At 66.6% G+C, this 16926-nt stretch carries 10 protein-coding genes; 9 read left to right on the top strand and 1 reads right to left on the bottom strand.

Translation table 11 applies throughout. The annotated features are described in order from the left end of the window. Positions 1–19: 19 nt before the first annotated feature. The 9 genes from ABCV34_RS04980 (at position 20) to purL (ending at position 14519) form a co-directional block, all read left to right on the top strand. Complete coding sequence (locus ABCV34_RS04980) at positions 20–2623, top strand: DNA internalization-related competence protein ComEC/Rec2 (protein ID WP_345798109.1); 2604 nt, start codon at positions 20–22, stop codon at positions 2621–2623. 163 nt (positions 2624–2786) lie between these two features. Beyond that, the gene (locus ABCV34_RS04975; RefSeq protein WP_345798108.1) at positions 2787–4019 is read left to right on the top strand and encodes a 3-methyl-2-oxobutanoate dehydrogenase (2-methylpropanoyl-transferring) subunit alpha; all 1233 of its coding nucleotides are present in this window, start codon (positions 2787–2789) and stop codon (positions 4017–4019) included. Positions 4020–4021: 2 nt separating this feature from the next. After that, entirely contained in the window at positions 4022–5059 is a 1038-nt protein-coding gene (locus ABCV34_RS04970) for an alpha-ketoacid dehydrogenase subunit beta (RefSeq protein WP_345798107.1), read from the top strand. Continuing rightward, positions 5059–6483 carry a dihydrolipoamide acetyltransferase family protein gene (locus ABCV34_RS04965; RefSeq protein WP_345798106.1) on the top strand — a complete coding sequence of 475 codons (1425 nt, stop codon included), beginning with the start codon at positions 5059–5061 and terminating at the stop codon, positions 6481–6483. The genes ABCV34_RS04970 and ABCV34_RS04965 overlap by 1 nt, the downstream gene beginning before the upstream one ends. Positions 6484–6485: 2 nt before the next feature. Beyond that, the gene (gene lpdA / locus ABCV34_RS04960) at positions 6486–7898 is read left to right on the top strand and encodes a dihydrolipoyl dehydrogenase (protein WP_345798105.1); all 1413 of its coding nucleotides are present in this window, start codon (positions 6486–6488) and stop codon (positions 7896–7898) included. Positions 7899–7953: 55 nt separating this feature from the next. Next, on the top strand, positions 7954–8916 hold the full coding sequence (locus ABCV34_RS04955) for an alpha/beta hydrolase (protein WP_345798104.1): 963 nt from the start codon (positions 7954–7956) through the stop codon (positions 8914–8916). Beyond that, the gene (locus ABCV34_RS04950; protein WP_345798707.1) at positions 8913–9743 is read left to right on the top strand and encodes a PHP domain-containing protein; all 831 of its coding nucleotides are present in this window, start codon (positions 8913–8915) and stop codon (positions 9741–9743) included. Before ABCV34_RS04955 ends, ABCV34_RS04950 begins: the two co-directional genes overlap by 4 nt. Before the next feature lie 62 nt (positions 9744–9805). Continuing rightward, positions 9806–10360, top strand: a complete 555-nt coding sequence (gene greB / locus ABCV34_RS04945; protein ID WP_345798103.1) for a transcription elongation factor GreB — start codon at positions 9806–9808, stop codon at positions 10358–10360. Between the two features lie 109 nt (positions 10361–10469). Beyond that, the gene (gene purL, locus ABCV34_RS04940) at positions 10470–14519 is read left to right on the top strand and encodes a phosphoribosylformylglycinamidine synthase (protein ID WP_345798102.1); all 4050 of its coding nucleotides are present in this window, start codon (positions 10470–10472) and stop codon (positions 14517–14519) included. Positions 14520–14534: 15 nt separating this feature from the next. Here the strand turns inward: purL and ABCV34_RS04935 are convergent, their stop codons facing one another. Then, positions 14535–16892, bottom strand: a complete 2358-nt coding sequence (locus ABCV34_RS04935; protein ID WP_345798101.1) for an acyl-CoA dehydrogenase — start codon at positions 16890–16892, stop codon at positions 14535–14537. Positions 16893–16926 lie beyond the last annotated feature (34 nt).

Raw genomic sequence — 16926 nt, 5'->3', positions numbered from 1 at the left:
GCATTATCGGGGGCGGGGCATGATCGGTCGGCTGACGGTGGGCGCGGGGCTGCTGGGCGTGCTGGTCATGCATCAGATGGCGCGGCTGCCGTCCCCCTTGTGGGTGGTTTCCGGTCTGTCCGTTCCCCTCATGTTGTTTCTGACGGCGTTCCGCTTTTGGTGGTTTGCGCGCCGTTTCCGGCGTGCTGCATCGGGACTGACGCGCCTGGCGGGCGAGGACTCCGGCCCCGGTGGGAGCCGCCCGGCTGTCACGCTGGGCTGCCTGAGCCTGTGGACATTCGCGGCCTGGCTGGCGTTCGCGGTGACCATGGTCTGGGCACAGCACCGGCTGGATCAGGCGCTGGACGATGGCAATGTCGATCGGGTCTCCCGCGTTGTCCTGCGGATCGAGGGTCTGCCGCGTCTGCAGCCGGACCGGGTGCGCTTCGAAGCGGAAGTCCTGCAATCACACCCCGAGGGCGTGCCTCGGCGCATCCTGGTCAGTTGGCCGGCTTCGGGATGGCGCAGTCCCTATGCGGCCGCGAAGCCGGCTGATCCGCCGTTTCCGGAAGTCCGGGCGGGGCAGATCTGGCGCATGGCCCTGGTACTGCGGCCCGTCCAGTCGGCACGAAACATGGCCGCCTTCGATTATGAAGGGCATGCTTTCGCCATCGGTGTCCGCGCCCTGGGGACGGTGCGCGGCATCCCCGAACATCTGCGCGATGAGGACTGGCATAGCCTGTCGGTCATCGCCGATCGGGCCCGGCACGCCATCCGCGAGGCCATGGCGCCATATCTGGAAGGGAAACGGTATGGACCCGTGCTGCGCGCTCTGGCGATCGGGGATCAGGATGGGGTGGAAGATGGCGACTGGAAAGTCTTCAATAGAAGTGGTTTGACACATCTTGTTTCAATTTCCGGATCCCACATCACGATGCTTGCGGGGGTCGGCGCTCTGGCGGTCTCCTGGCTGTGGCGGCGCCTGCGCTGGCGCGGCCGGGTTCTGGCCGAGCGTTGGCCTGCGCGCCGGGCGGCGGCTTGCGCCGCGCTGATCGTGGCCTGGCTGTATTGTCTGCTGGCGGGCTGGGGCGTGCCGGCGCGGCGTACCTTCATGATGCTGGCGGTCGTCGCTGGCGCCCAGGCCCTCCAGATCCGGCTCAACGGGACACGGGTGCTGGCCCTGGCAGCCGTCGCGGTGGTGGCGCTGGACCCCTGGTCCGTGCTGGCCAGCGGCTTCTGGTTGTCGTTCGCGGCGGTCGCCGTCCTGCTCGCGGTCGGTCTCGATGAAGAGGCTTCCGCAGCCCGCTTGCGCCGCAGCCGGCCACCGCCGGGTGCCGATCCGCCGCCGTCGCCGTCCGGCCTGACGCGGTGGCTGCACGGGCTGCGCCTGGCCGCGCGCCTGCAGTGGGCGGTCACGCTGGCCCTGGCGCCCGCGCTGGCCTGGGTCTTTCACGAGGTCTCCCTGGTGTCGCCGATCGCCAATGCCTATGCGATTCCGGTGATCGAACTGTGCGTCACACCGCTCTCCCTGTTGCTCGCCGCCATGGCGTCGATACCGGGCCTGGAGTCCGTTTCGGCCCTGCTGGCGTGGCTGGCTCATGGTGTGCTGGCGCTCATGATGCGGCCCACGGAATGGCTGGCGCGCTTGCCGACCCTGCCGGTGGTGGCGGGGCCTGCCTGGCTCTATCTGCTGGCGGCGGGAGGGGCCGCGTTGGCCTTATGGCCGGGTTCCGCATCGCTCAGATCGCCAGCCTATCGCGGCTGGGCATGGGTCGCGATGATTCCGATGGTCCTGTGGAAGGCACCCCAGCCAGGCCTGGGCGAATGGGATCTTCATGCGCTGGATGTCGGGCAGGGCAGCGCGCTGCTGCTGCGTACCGCCCGCCATGCGATCCTGTTCGATGCGGGGGCCCGTCATGCGCGGGATTCGGACGAAGGCACCCGGACTGTCGTGCCGGCCCTGCGGGCGCTGGGCGTCCGGCGGCTGGACGTCTTGATCGTGTCGCACGCGGATCTGGATCATGCGGGCGGGGTGCGCGGTGTTCTGGATGCCGTGTCCGTGCAGCAGGTGTTCAGTTCCTTCGATCTGGAATCCTGGCTGCGGACCGAGGCCCGCCTGCTGCAGGCCGGACCCGCGACGCTGCCGTTGGCGGCCACACCCTGTCTGTTCGGTGGTCGTTGGCAAATCGATGGCGTGAGCTTTGAATTCCTGTGGCCGCTGGACGCGCGGTCCGCACGCCCCGGTGCGCAGGCCAACGCGGGCAGCTGTGTGCTGCGGATACGCGGTGCGCACCACAGTCTGCTGCTCACGGGCGACGTCGAAGCGCGAACGGAGGCGGCACTGGTTCGGCGCGGGCTGACGCCGGTCGATGTGGTGGTCGCGGCGCACCACGGTTCGCGCACCTCGTCGTCCGCTGCGTTCGTGGATGCTGTTGCCGCCCGGCACGTGATCGTGCAGGTCGGCCGCTGGAATCGCCACGGGCATCCCGCCGGTGCCGTGCTGGATCGCTGGAGGCTGGCGGGTGCAAGCATCTGGCGCACCGATTGGCAAGGCGGGATAAATGCCCGGTCGCGCGGCACGGGCCTGTCGTTGTACAGTGTCCTGGAGTCGTCCCGTCGTTATTGGCATGGACGGCGTCCGTAATGGTTTTCGCGATCTTGCGCGGCATGGCGGAATCGGCGATCATGCGGCAGCCGTCCACAAGGCGACTGTTGCCCTCAGTCTTCGTCACATTGGCTTGCTCATGCCGGCCATTCTGGCGCGGTACTGGCCAGGCTGATGAAAAATCCAAAAGATTTTTGCGACCATGACACAGACACCTCTGAAATTCTATGTCCCCGAACCCTCGGGGCGTCCCGGTCAGGCGACCGATTTCTCCTATTTGCGTCTGCAGCCTGCGGGCGCGGCGCGTAAACCCCCCATCGATATCGTCCCCTACGACACCCGCGATCTGGCATTGGGTCTGATCCGCGTGATCGACGATGATGGCCGGGCGGTCGGCCCCTGGGCCGAGGACCCGCCGGATGACGCGATTCTGCACAAGGGGCTGCTGGCCATGATCAAGACGCGCATCTTCGATGCCCGCATGGTCATCGCGCAGCGGCAGAAAAAGACGTCGTTCTACATGCAGTGCCTGGGCGAAGAGGCCATCGCCATCGGCCAGTCGCTGGCGCTGCGGCCGGGGGACATGCATTTCCCCTCGTATCGCCAGCAGGGGCTGCTGATCGCGCAGGACTACCCCTGGTTCGACATGATGTGCCAGATCTTTTCCAACGACAAAGACCCGCTGAAGGGGCGCCAGCTGCCGGTGCTGTATTCGGTCCCGGACAAGGGCTTCTTCACGCTGTCGGGGAATCTGGGCACGCAGTTCCCGCAGGCGGTGGGCTGGGCCATGGCATCGGCGATCAAGGGCGACACCCGCATCGCGGCCGGCTGGATCGGCGATGGCGCGACCGCCGAATCCGACTATCAGACTGCGTTGCTGTTCGCCCACGTCTACCGTGCGCCGGTGATCCTGAACGTGATCAACAATCAGTGGGCGATTTCCACCTTCCAGTCGGTGGCGGGCGGCGAGGGCATCACCCTGGCGGCGCGCGGCATCGGATCCAACGTGGCGTCCCTGCGGGTGGACGGCAACGACTTCCTGGCGGTCTATGCCGCCTCGCGTTGGGCGGCCGACCGTGCGCGCAACAACCACGGCGCCACCTTGATCGAATGGATCAGCTACCGGGCCGGGCCGCATTCCACGTCCGACGACCCATCCAAATACCGGCCGGCCGACGACTGGTCGCGCTTCCCGCTGGGCGATCCCATCGCACGGCTGAAGCAATACATGATCGGGCGCGGCATCTGGTCCGAACAGCAGCACCAGGACGCGCAGAAGTCCTGCGAAGCGGAAATCGTGGCGGCGCAGAAAAAGGCCGAGGCCCACGGCACGATGGCCACGGGCCGTACGTCCAGCGTGGCCACCATGTTCGAGGACGTCTACAAGGAAATGCCGGAACACCTGCGCCGGCAGCGCCAGGAACTGGGGGTGTGACCATGGCGGAAGAAAAAATGAAAACCCGTCCCATGACGATGATCCAGGCCCTGCGTTCGGCCATGGACATCATGCTGGACCGCGACGAGAACGTCGTCGTGTTCGGCGAGGACGTCGGCTATTTCGGCGGCGTATTCCGCTGCACCGAAGGCCTGCAGGCCAAATATGGCCATACGCGGGTGTTTGACGCGCCGATTTCCGAAAGCGGCATCGTGGCGGCCGCCATCGGCATGGGGGCCTACGGCCTGCGCCCGGTGGTCGAGATCCAGTTCGCCGACTATTTCTATCCGGCGGCGGACCAGATCTTTTCCGAGGCCGCGCGGTTGCGGTATCGCTCGGCGGGCGGCTATTCGGCGCCCCTGACGATCCGTATGCCGTGCGGCGGCGGCATCTTCGGGGGGCAAACGCACAGCCAGAGTCCGGAGGCCCTGTTCACGCACGTATCGGGCCTGCGCACGGTGATGCCGTCCAACCCCTATGACGCGAAGGGATTGCTGATCAGCTCCATCGAGAACGACGACCCGGTCGTCTTCCTGGAACCGAAACGCCTGTACAACGGGCCGTTCGACGGCCATCACGACCAGCCGGTCGTGCCCTGGTCCAAGCACCCTCTGGGCAACGTGCCCGAAGGCTACTATACAGTGCCGCTCGACAAAGCCTCACTCTACCGCGAAGGGCGCGAACTGACGGTGCTGACCTACGGCACCATGGTCTACGTGGCCGAGGTCGCCGCCCAGGAAGCCGGCATCGAGGCCGACATCATCGACTTGCGCAGTCTCTGGCCGCTGGATCTGGACGCCATCACGGCTTCCGTGCGCAAGACCGGGCGTTGCGTCGTGCTGCACGAGGCCACCCGCACCAGCGGCTTCGGGGCCGAACTCTGCGCTCTGGTCCAGGAACACTGTTTCTACCATCTCGAGGCCCCGATCGAACGCATCACGGGGTGGGACACGCCCTATCCGCATTCGCACGAGTGGGCCTATTTTCCAGGCCCCAAGCGGGTGGCAGAAGCGTTCAAGCGCGCGTTCCGGGAGGCATAATGGGTATTCACATCATCAGGATGCCGGATATCGGCGAAGGCATCGCGGAAGTCGAATTGGTCGAATGGCACGTCCAGCCCGGTGACGCGGTGGTCGAAGACCAGGTGCTGGCCGACGTCATGACCGACAAGGCCACGGTTCAGGTGCCGTCACCCGTGCATGGGCGCGTCGTGGCCCTGGGCGGCGCGGTGGGCGAGGTCATGGCCGTGGGGTCGGAACTCATCCGTCTGGAAGTCGAAGGCGAGGGCAACGAACATACCGTGAAGACCCGGTCCCGATCGGATCCAGCCGGTCAGGCGGGGGCCGCGCACGCTGCGCAATCCGCTGTTGCGCAAGGGCAGGCAACCCAGGCGGTCCAGGCCGAGCCCGTCGCCCATGTGGCTCCGGCTTCGTCCGACAGCACTTATCCGGCGGACCCGGCCGACCAGGGCATCGTGGCCGGGCAATCGGCGGCAAAGCAGGCATCGATGGCGGCTGCGGCACCGACTGGCCGGATGGCACCGTCGCCGTACCTGGCATCCCACGCGCCGGCCCGGCCCGAGGGGCAGCGCCCCCTGGCTTCGCCCGCCGTGCGCCGTCGCGCCTGGGACCAGGGCATCACGCTGCAGTACGTACCGGGAACGGGACCCGCGGGGCGGATCACGCACGGCGATCTGGATGCCTGGCTGGCCCGCGACCGCAATGCGACTTCACATCGGACGACCGGGGCCCTGTACCAGTCCCACACCGAGGAAACCGAGGTCCCCGTCATTGGCCTGCGCCGCCGGATTGCCCAGAAGATGCAGGAAGCCAAGCGCCGCATCCCGCATTTCACCTACGTCGAGGAAATCGACGTCACCGAGCTGGAATCCCTGAGGACCCGCCTGAACGGCCGCTACAGCGCCGAGCGTGGGAAACTCACGCTGTTGCCGTTTCTTGCGCGCGCGATGGTGCTGGCGCTGCGCGAGTTTCCGCAGATCAATGCGCGGTTCGACGATGAGGCCGGGGTGGTGACCCAGTACGGTGCGGTGCATCTGGGGGTAGCTGCCCAGACGCCGGCTGGCCTGATGGTGCCGGTACTGCATCATGCCGAAACACTGGACCTCTGGTCCTGCGCGGCGGAGATCGCCCGACTGGCCGAGGCTGCCCGCGAGGGCAAGGCGGCGCGCGATGAACTGACGGGTTCCACCATCACCATCACCAGCCTGGGTCCCCTGGGCGGTATCGTGTCCACGCCAGTCATCAATCACCCCGAAGTCGCCATCGTCGGCGTCAACCGGGTGGTCGAGCGGCCCGTCTTCCAGGAGGGCCGGGTCGTGGCACGCAAGCTCATGAACCTGTCCTCGTCTTTTGATCATCGCGTGGTCGACGGCATGCATGCCGCCGAGTTCATCCAGTGCATCCGGCGTTATCTGGAATGCCCGGCGCTCTTGTTCGTGGAGTAAGCATGTCCAATCTCATCAATACGACCTTGCTGATCATCGGCGGCGGCCCGGGCGGCTACGTCGCCGCCATCCGTGCCGGGCAGCTGGGTATTCCCACCGTGCTGGTCGAAGGCGGCGTGCTGGGCGGCACTTGCCTGAACATCGGCTGCATTCCGTCCAAGGCCCTCATCCATGTTGCCGAGCAATTCCACGCCCTGCAGGGCTACGCCGGCGATTCGCCCCTGGGAATCCGGGCCCAGGCGCCGGAACTCGACCTGGACCGCAGCATCGCCTGGAAGGATGCGATCGTCAAAAAACTGACCACCGGGATCGGATCGCTGTTGAAAAAGCACAAGGTCACGGTGGTCCAGGGCTGGGCCCACATCATCGACGGCAAGACTGTCGACGTGGACCCGGTGGTCAAGGGCAAGGCCGGGGCCCCCCAGCGCATCCGCTGCGAACACCTGCTGCTGGCGACGGGGTCGGAACCCGTCGCCTTGCCCTTCATGCCGTTTGGCGGCCCGGTGATCTCCTCCACCGAGGCGCTGTCCCCCAGGACGCTGCCCAAATCCCTGGCGATCGTGGGGGCCGGCTACATCGGTCTGGAACTCGGCACGGTTTACCGCAAGCTGGGCGTGAAGGTCGACGTGATCGAGGCGCAGGACCGTATCCTGCCGGCCTACGATGCCGACCTGGTCAAGCCGGTCCATGCCGCGCTGAAGTCCCTGGGTATGGGTCTGCATCTGCAGACCCAGGTGCTGGGCTTGTCCGATGACGGCAAGGGTCTGCGCATCCAGTCACCCAAGGCCGAAGAACGTATCCTGGCCGCCCAGTCGATCCTGGTGGCTGTCGGGCGCCGCCCGCGCAGCCGGGGCTTCGGGCTCAGTTCCCTGATGCTGGACATGGACGGGTTGGCGGTACGGGTGGATGAACATTGCCGCACCTCGATGAACGGGGTCTGGGCCATCGGCGACCTGACCGGTGAGCCAATGCTGGCCCATCGGGCCATGGCGCAGGGCGAATGCGTGGCCGAGCAGATCGCCGGGCATACCCGGCAATTCGTGCCGGCTGCGATTCCCGCCGTGTGCTTCACCGATCCGGAAATCGTCACGGCAGGCCTGTCGCCTCAGCAGGCCGCCACTGCGGGTCTCGACGCGATCGAGGGTGTTTTTCCGCTGGCTGCCAATGGCCGCGCCATGACGCTCGAATCCACCGACGGCTTCGTGCGGGTCGTTGCCCGCCGCGACAATCACTTGATCCTGGGTTGGCAGGCGGTGGGGCGCGGCGTATCCGAATTCTCTGCAGCCTTCGGTCAGTCCATCGAACTCGGCGCGCGCCTGGAAGACGTCGGCCATACGATTCATGCCCATCCGACGCAGGGCGAGGCGATCCAGGAGGCCGCACTGCGCGCGCTGGGGCAGGCACTGCATATCTGAGGTCCGGCCGCCGGGGCGGCGCTTACAATGAAGCAAACCTCAACGAGGAGCTTCAATGTCTGCCGCTGTCCCTCCTTTGGCCCATCCGGACCTGCAGCCCCGCCTGGATTTCGTCACCTGCGCCAGCCCCGCCGGCCTGCACCGCATGGCCTATTGGGAATGGGGTGACGCCGACAATGATCGTGTCCTGCTGTGCGTCCACGGACTGACCCGTACCGGGCGCGACTTCGACCTGCTTGCGCAGGCATTGCGTGACGATTATCGCGTAGTCTGCCCGGATGTCGTGGGGCGTGGCCGGTCCGACTGGCTCGCCGACCCTGCGGCCTACGTCGTCCCACAGTACGTCGCGGACATGGTGACGCTGATTGCGCGTCTGCGGCCCACCCGTCTGGACTGGGTCGGAACCTCGATGGGCGGACTGATCGGGCTGGCGCTGGCGGGCATGGCCACCGCATCGCCCGCGCTGCGGCCCGACCGGGGATCCTGGGGGTTGGGGGTGGCGGCCGACGTCCCCCTGGGTCGCATGGTGTTCAATGACGTTGGGCCGGCACTGGATCTGGATGGCCTGTCGCGGATTGGCGAGTATGTCGGCCAGGATGCGCGGTTCGACAGTTTTACACAGGCGGTGGACTATGTACGGACCACATCCCCCGGTTTCGGGCCGCACGATGCGGCGGGCTGGGTGGCGCTGACCGAGCACGTCTTTCACGAACACGACGGCCAGTGGGTCAAACATTACGATCTGCGCATGGCGCAACCCTTCTCCCTGCAGACCCCCGAGGCGATGGCGGCAGGAGAGGCTCTTTTATGGAGAGCCTGGGATCATCTGCCGGTACCCTCCCTGATCCTGCGGGGGGCGCAGTCCGACATCCTGTCGGCGGATACTGCGCAGCAGATGGTCACCCGTAACGCGAATGCCCGTTGCGTCGAGTTTCTGGGGGTGGGGCATGCCCCGACCTTGCGTTCCAACGACCAGATCCAGACGATTCGGCAGTTTTTGCTGGCTGATTCATGTTGAATATCGACTTGCACAGCCATTCCAATCAGTCCGATGGCGTCCTGCCGCCGACGGACGTCGCCGTGCGTGCCCATGCCAATGGTGTGGACTGGTGGGCGCTGTCCGACCACGATGAAACCAGCGGGCTGGCGGAAGCATCCGAGGCCGCCCGCGACCTGGGCCTGGGCTTCATTCCGGGGGTCGAGATTTCCGTCACCTTCTGCGACAAGACCGTGCATGTCCTGGGGTTGAACATCGATCCCGGGCAGCCTGAATTGAGTGCCGGGTTGGCCGGAATCCGCCACAGCCGTTTCGAACGGGCGCGGAAACTGGCCGACTTGTTGTCCGGATGCGGCATCGACGGCGCGTTCGAGGGGGCGATGCGCCATGTGGACAATCCGGATCTGATCGGGCGTGTGCACTTTGCCCGGTTCCTGCTGGAGCAGGGCCACTGCAAGTCGCTGCAGCAGGCTTTCGACCGTTACCTGGGCGATGGCAAGCGTGCGTTCGTGCCGGTCCGGTGGGCGAGCCTGGAACAGGCGGTCGGCTGGATCCTGGCGGCGGGTGGCAAGGCTGTGATCGCCCATCCGGGCCGCTACCGGTATACGCCGCAACAGCAGGATGCGCTGTTCGGGACCTTCAAGTCCCTGGGCGGGTGCGGCATCGAGGTGGTGACCGGCAGCCACACCCCGGCGCAGTCTGTGCACTACACACAGGTGGCCCTCACCTACGGCTTCGAAGCCTCCCGCGGGTCCGATTTCCATGCGCCTGGCGCGGGTCGTGCCGATCTGGGCGGCATGCCCGATCTGTCCGATCGTCTGGTGCCGGTCTGGCGGGACTGGATCTAGTTTCCCGTCAGGTCACCGGCTATCGTTCCTGTGATACGGTACAGGGTTCTCTGGAGTCAATCATGAACAAAGCCTTCGTCAAGGAATCCGATGGGGACGAGGACGACGATCCGCCGGAATCCCGTGCTTTGCCGGCGGGAACGAAGAACTACATGACCACGACCGGGTACCGGGCCTTGAATGACGAACTCATGCAGCTGATGAACGTCGAGCGCCCGGAGGTCGTGCAGACGGTCTCCTGGGCGGCGTCGAACGGCGACCGTTCGGAAAATGGCGATTACATCTACGGCAAGAAACGCCTGCGGGAGATCGATCGCCGCATCCGCTTTCTGACGCGCCGCCTGGAATCCGCCGAAGTGGTCGATCCCGCCCAGCAGCCCAACCGCGACCAGGTGTTCTTCGGGGCGACCGTGCGGTATTGCGACAGCCAGGGACGGGAATCCACCGTCACCATCGTCGGGGTGGACGAAGCCGAACCTCTGCTCGGGCGCATCAGCTGGGTGTCGCCTGTCGCGCGCGCCCTGATCAAGTCTCGCGAGGGTGACACGGTAACCCTGCGCACGCCCGCAGGGATCGAGGAACTGGACATTCTGGACATTCGATATCCAGACCGCTGAGTGCCTGTTTGCCTGCGGCCCGCTGGATATCCGGGTTTCTGGCATGGCGGCGATCCGATCCCGGTAAAATGAAAGTTTCTTCCTTCTGTCCGTTCTTGGGTTCTCTGTCGTGACCACCGTACTGATCATTCCCGGCTCCGCCGCCTTGTCCGATTTTCGCCAGGAACGCCTGCTGCGCACCCTGAACGACCGGGGCCTGCCGGTGGCCTCGATCGCAGCCGAATCGTGCTATTTCGTAGGGCTGAACGGGCCGCTGTCCGCGCCGGACCGCGACCGTCTGGAATCCCTGCTGGATGATGGCCGCCGCCGGCCGGCCCAGTCCGCCGATCGGCACGCCATCCAGTTGCTGGTGGTCCCGCGCCTGGGCACGCTGTCCCCCTGGGCCAGCAAGGCCACCGACATCGCGCGGCACTGTGGCTTGCCGCAGGTGCATCGCATCGAACGCGGGGTGCGGTACACGGTTGTTCCGGAACGTCGCCTGCTCGGCACTCAAAAGCTGGACGAAACCCAGGTGCGGGCGGTAGCCGCGTGCCTGCATGACCGCATGACGGAAACCGTGGTGACCCCGGATTTCGACGGGCGGGCGCTGTTCGCCCCGGTGTCGGGGCAGCCCGTGCGGACGGTCCCTGTGATGGAACAGGGCCGCGCCGCACTGGAATCCAGCAATGCCAGCCTGGGGCTGGCCCTGTCGGCCGACGAGATCGATTACCTGCTGCGCGCCTACCGCGACCTGGGCCGCGACCCCACGGACGTCGAACTGATGATGTTCGCGCAGGCCAACAGCGAGCACTGCCGCCACAAGATCTTCAACGCCCACTGGACGCTGGACGACCAGGCCCAGCCCCTGACGCTGTTCGACCTGATCCGGGAAACGCATGCCGCGCAGCCCGAAGGCACCATCGTGGCCTACTCGGACAACGCGGCGATCATGGCGGGCGGCCCCGCCTCGGTCTTTCACGCCGGGGACGAGGACGATACCGTGTATCGCCGCCACGACATCGTGGCCCACACCCTGATGAAGGTCGAGACCCATAACCACCCGACGGCGATCGCACCGTTCCCGGGGGCGGCCACCGGGGCGGGCGGTGAGATCCGCGACGAGGGCGCCACGGGCCGGGGTTCCAAGCCCAAGGCAGGCCTGACAGGGTTCACTGTATCCAGTTTGCGGGTGGATGGTGCCATCGAGCCCTGGGAAGACGCGGGGTTCGCGCCGGACCGCATTGCCACGCCCCTGGATATCATGATTGAAGGTCCCATCGGCGGCGCTGCATTCAACAACGAATTCGGCCGGCCGAACCTGCTGGGTTACTTCCGCAGTTTCGAACAGGACGTGGACGGCGTGCGCTGGGGCTACCACAAGCCCATCATGCTGGCGGGCGGCCTGGGCCAGATCGATGCCCGCCTGACGCACAAAGATCCTATCCCCCCCGGAGCCCTGCTGGTGCAGCTGGGCGGGCCCGGGATGCGCATCGGCATGGGCGGCGGCGCGGCTTCCAGCATGGGCGCGGGCACCAATCAGGCCGAACTCGATTTCGATTCGGTGCAGCGCGGCAACCCCGAGATGCAGCGTCGCGCCCAAGAGGTCATCGACCGCTGCTGGCAGCAAGGCGCATCCAACCCCATTCTGGCGATCCACGACGTGGGCGCGGGTGGCCTGTCCAATGCCTTCCCCGAACTGGTCAACGATGCCGGACGGGGGGCGGAATTCGAACTGCGGCGTGTGCCCCTGGAAGAATCCGGCCTGTCTCCCGCCGAGATCTGGAGCAACGAATCCCAGGAACGCTACGTGTTGGCCATCCTGCCGGCTGATCTGGATCGCTTCGCACGGATTGCCGATCGCGAGCGCTGTCCCTATGCGGTCGTCGGCATCGCCACCGAAGAACGTCGCCTGCGCGTGACGCTGGGCGAGGGCCTGCCCGGCCTGGACAGGCCGGCCGGCGAGCTGCCCGCCACCCAGTTGCGGCCCGTGGACGTCCCGGTGGACGTGATCCTGGGCAAGCCGCCACGCATGCGGCGCAGCGCGCGGCGCGCCCCCGTCGTGGGCACTCACCTGGACCTGGCCGACGTCGAACTACCGGATGCCATCGAGCGCGTCCTGCGCCACCCCACGGTCGCCAGCAAATCGTTCCTGATCACCATTGGCGACCGGACCGTGGGCGGGCTGACCGCTCGCGATCAGATGGTCGGCCCCTGGCAGGTTCCAGTGGCCGATTGCGCGGTGACCCTGCGCGACTACGAAGGCGTGGCCGGCGAGGCCATGGCGATGGGCGAACGCAGTCCCCTGGCTATCCTGAATCCGGCCGCGTCGGGCCGCATGGCGGTGACCGAGGCATTAACCAATCTGGTCGCCGCCGACGTCGCCCGCATGGAAGACATCAAACTCTCCGCGAACTGGATGGCCGCCTGCGGCGCGCCGGGCCAGGATGCGGCGCTCTACGACACCGTGTCCGCCGTCAGCGACTGGTGCCAGACCCTGGGCCTGTCCATTCCGGTCGGCAAGGACTCTCTGTCCATGCGCACCGCCTGGCAGGATGCCGGCGGCGATCATCAGGTGGTGTCCCCCGTGTCGCTGGTGGTGACGGCCTTCGCCCCGGTGGCCGACGTGCGCGCCACGGTCACCCCGCAATTGCGGGCGGACGCCGGGGATTCGGTCCTGCTGCTCATCGACCTGGGCGAGGGGCGCCAACGTCTGGGCGGCTCGGTGCTGGGCCAGGTCTATGGCGGGATCGGGACCGAAACCCCGGACGTGCAGGACGGCAATCTGCTGCGTACCGCGTTTCTGGTGTTGCGCAAACTGGTGGCGCGGGGTTGGGTGCTGGCCTGCCACGACCGCTCCGATGGCGGCCTGTTGGCGGCAGCGGCCGAGATGGCATTCGCCGGCCGTGTGGGTGCGTCCCTCAACCTGGATATGCTGACGATCGACCCGCATACGGCCGATGCGGGCGACTACAAGATCCGCAACGATCAGGTGGCGGTCCTGAATCACGAGCACAACCTGGCGGCGCTGTTCAACGAGGAAGCCGGCTGGCTGCTGCAGGTGCCGCGCGCGCATCGCGACGAGATCCTGCGGTTCCTGCGACAGGAGGGCCTGTCCGCGATCACGCAGGTGGTCGGCATGCTCAATGCCAAGCGGGAATTGCAGGTCTTCCGGGACGGGACGATGCTGTACCATCGCCCGCTGTCCGAACTGGGCCGCATCTGGAGCGAGACCACGCGCCGCATCATGGCGCGTCGCGATCACCCAGATTGCGCCCAGGCCGAACACGACACCTGGCTGGATGTGGACGACCCGGGCCTGACACCCCGCGTGGCCTTCGATCCCCAGGAAGACGTCGCGGCACCCTACATCGCAACGGGTGCGCGTCCGCAGGTCGCCATCCTGCGCGAGCAGGGTTGCAACAGTCAGGTCGAGATGGCCTGGGCCTTCGACGTGGCGGGTTTCCAGTCGGTGGACGTGCACATGACCGATCTGCTGACCGGCCGCATCCGCCTGGACGGGATGCAGGGCCTGGTGGCCGTGGGCGGCTTCAGCTACGGAGACGTGCTGGGCGCCGGTGAAGGCTGGGCGCGCACGATCCGCTTCAATGCCGGTCTGGCGGACCATTTCGGCGCGTTCTTCGCGCGACCGGACGTGTTCGCGCTGGGCGTATGCAATGGCTGCCAGATGATGGCGGCGCTGGCCGACATGATTCCAGGTGCCCAGGACTGGCCGCGTTTCACGCGCAATGTCTCGGAAAAATACGAGGCTCGCCTGTCGCTGGTGGAAATCCTGGATTCGCCGTCGCTCTTCTTTGCCGGCATGGCCGGTGCCCAGGTACCCATCGCGGTGGCTCATGGCGAGGGCTTCGCGAACTTCAGCCAGCAGGGGCGCGCCGACCGGGTGCTGGCTGCCGCTGCCTTCGTGGACAATCGGGGCGCGCGCACGGAAACGTATCCGGCCAATCCCAACGGCAGTCCGGCGGGCCTGACGGCGGTCACGACAGCCGATGGCCGCTTCACGGTCATGATGCCGCACCCGGAACGCGTCACGCGCAACGTCGCCATGTCCTGGCGTCCGGCCCGCTGGGGTGCGGCCGACCAGGGGGGCGAAGACACTGCGCACGGCGGCTACACCCCCTGGATGCGGATGTTCCGCAACGCCCGGGTGTCGCTCGGCTGACGCGGGCGGATCAGGTCATTGGGGCGCCGATGGCGCCGTCGCGGATCTTTCGGTTCCGGATGGGCCCAGAAAATCCCGGGCGAAGTCATCGACGGCAATCACCCGGTCACGCAGGGCATTGCGGGCGCGGATGCGTTCATATTCGTCGTCCGTCAGTCCGCCTGCCGCGTGAACGGCCTCGGCGATGTCGCGCACATTGGTACGCGGGTCGCCGTCGGGCAGCCGGCCTGATTTTTCGAATTCGCGGATGCGCGCGTCCAGTGCCCCCGTTTCAAGCGTTGCCCGCAGGGCGGCTTCGATGGCGCCGAGCGGTTCTTCCAGGGCGGTCGGCACATGGACGATCCCCGTCAGACGGTCCCGCGCCTCGCCGGGGCTGCAGAGCACCTGTGCGACGGCACCCGACAGCTTGTCGGAAGGTGCCTGAAAGCTGCGGCCCCAGGGAAACAGCAGCACGCGCAGGGTGACGGCCACGACGCGGTTGGGAAAGTTTGCCAGCACCCCGCTGACGGCATCCTGGGCGCGGCAGAAGGCATCCTGGATCGCCCAGTGCGCCAGCGGGGCATCGGCCGCTTGCCGGCCTTCGTCCTCGTAGCGCTTGAGTGTGGCGGAAATCAGATAGAGCTGCGACAGGATGTCGCCAAGCCGGGCTGACAGGGATTCGCGGCGCTTGAGCGAGCTGCCCAGCATCAGCATGGACGTGTCCGCCAGAGTGGCGAATGCCACGGAGAAGCGGCTCAGCTGCCGGTAGTAGCACGCCATCTCCGGGGCTACGGCGGTGTCCGGTCGGGCCAGCATCGCGCCCGTCCAGCCATGCAGGGTGGCGCACAGTGCGCTGCGGATCGTGTGCCGTGCGTGTCCCCAGAAGGCGCGGTCAAAATCCGCCAGCCCTTGTGCCGGATCGTCGGCCTGCGCCGCCTGCATCTCTGCTTGCGCATAGGGGTGGCAGCGGATGGCCCCCTGGCCGAAGATCATCAGGCTGCGCGTCAGGATGTTGGCGCCTTCGACGGTAATGCCCACTGGCACCTGCTGGTAGGCGCGCCCCAGGAAGTTTTGCGGGCCAAGGATAATGCCTTTGCCGCCGATGATGTCCATGCCGTCGTTGACCACGGCGCGGCCGCGCTCGGTGACGTGATATTTTGCAATGGCGGAGATCACGGCGGGCCGCTCGCCCAGATCCACAGCCCCGGCCGTCATGGTGCGCACGGCATCCATCAGATAGGTGTTGGCGCCGATGCGGGCCAGGGGCTCGATGACGCCTTCGAAGCGGTGGATGGGCGTATGAAACTGATCGCGGATCACACTGTAGGCACCCACGGACCGGGCCGTCAGCTGCGCCATGCCGGCGTAGGACGAGGGCAGGGAAATCGAGCGGCCCGCCGCCAGGCATTCCATCAGCATGCGCCAGCCTTGGCCGGCACGCTCGGGCCCGCCGATGATGAAATCCAGCGGCATGAAGACGTCATGGCCGCGCGTGGGGCCATTCATGAACATCGCATCCAGGGGGAAGTGCCGTCGGCCGATCTCGACGCCGGGATGATCACTGGGGACCAGCGCGCAGGTGATGCCGATGTCGGATACCGGACCCAGCAGGCCGTCCGGGTCGTACAGGCGAAAGGCCAGCCCCAGCACCGTGCAGACCGGGCCCAGGGTGATGTAGCGCTTGTCCCAGGTGACCCGCATGCCCAGGATATCCTCGCCTTGCCAGGTGCCCTTGCAGACGATGCCGTGGTCGGGGATGGCGGCCGCATCCGAGCCCGCCCAGGGGCTGGTCAGCCCGAAGGCGGGAATCTCTTCGCCGCGTGCCAGACGCGGCAGGTAGTAGGCCTTCTGTGGCTCCGTCCCATAGTGCAATAGCAGTTCGGCCGGTCCCAGAGAATTCGGGACCATGACGGTCGCTGAAAGCGCCGAATTGCGCGAGGCGAGCCGGGCTACGACAGCGGAATGCGCAATCGCGGAAAAACCGAGCCCACCGTATTTTTCCGGAATGATCATGCCGAAGAACCGGTGCGTGCGGATGTAATCCCAGGCTTCGGGCGGCAGGTCCAGATCCTGGCGCGTCACCCGCCAGTCATGGACCATCGCGCAGAGTGTTTCGACCTCATGGTCCAGGAATGACTGTTCAGGCTCCGTCAGGTGCGGAGCGGGGATGGCGTGCAGCGCCCGGGCGCTGGGCCGACCGGAGAACAGTGCGCCGTCCCACCAGACCGTGCCGGCTTCCAGTGCCTCGCGCTCCGTGTCCGACATGCGGGGGAGGATGCGGCGGAATAAGGCATAGATCGGGCGGCTCAGGGTTTTCATCCGCCAGTCCCGGTTCATCAGGACAAAGACCAATGCAATCAGGACGAGAACGATCAGAATCAGCACAGCGGTCATGGGGCGACTCCTGGTGCGGGTTTTTGTGTTCAGC

It is taken from the genome of Castellaniella sp. MT123 (genome assembly GCF_039614765.1).
GTDB lineage: Bacteria > Pseudomonadota > Gammaproteobacteria > Burkholderiales > Burkholderiaceae_B > Castellaniella.
This window is presented reverse-complemented; position numbering and strand designations above follow the sequence as displayed.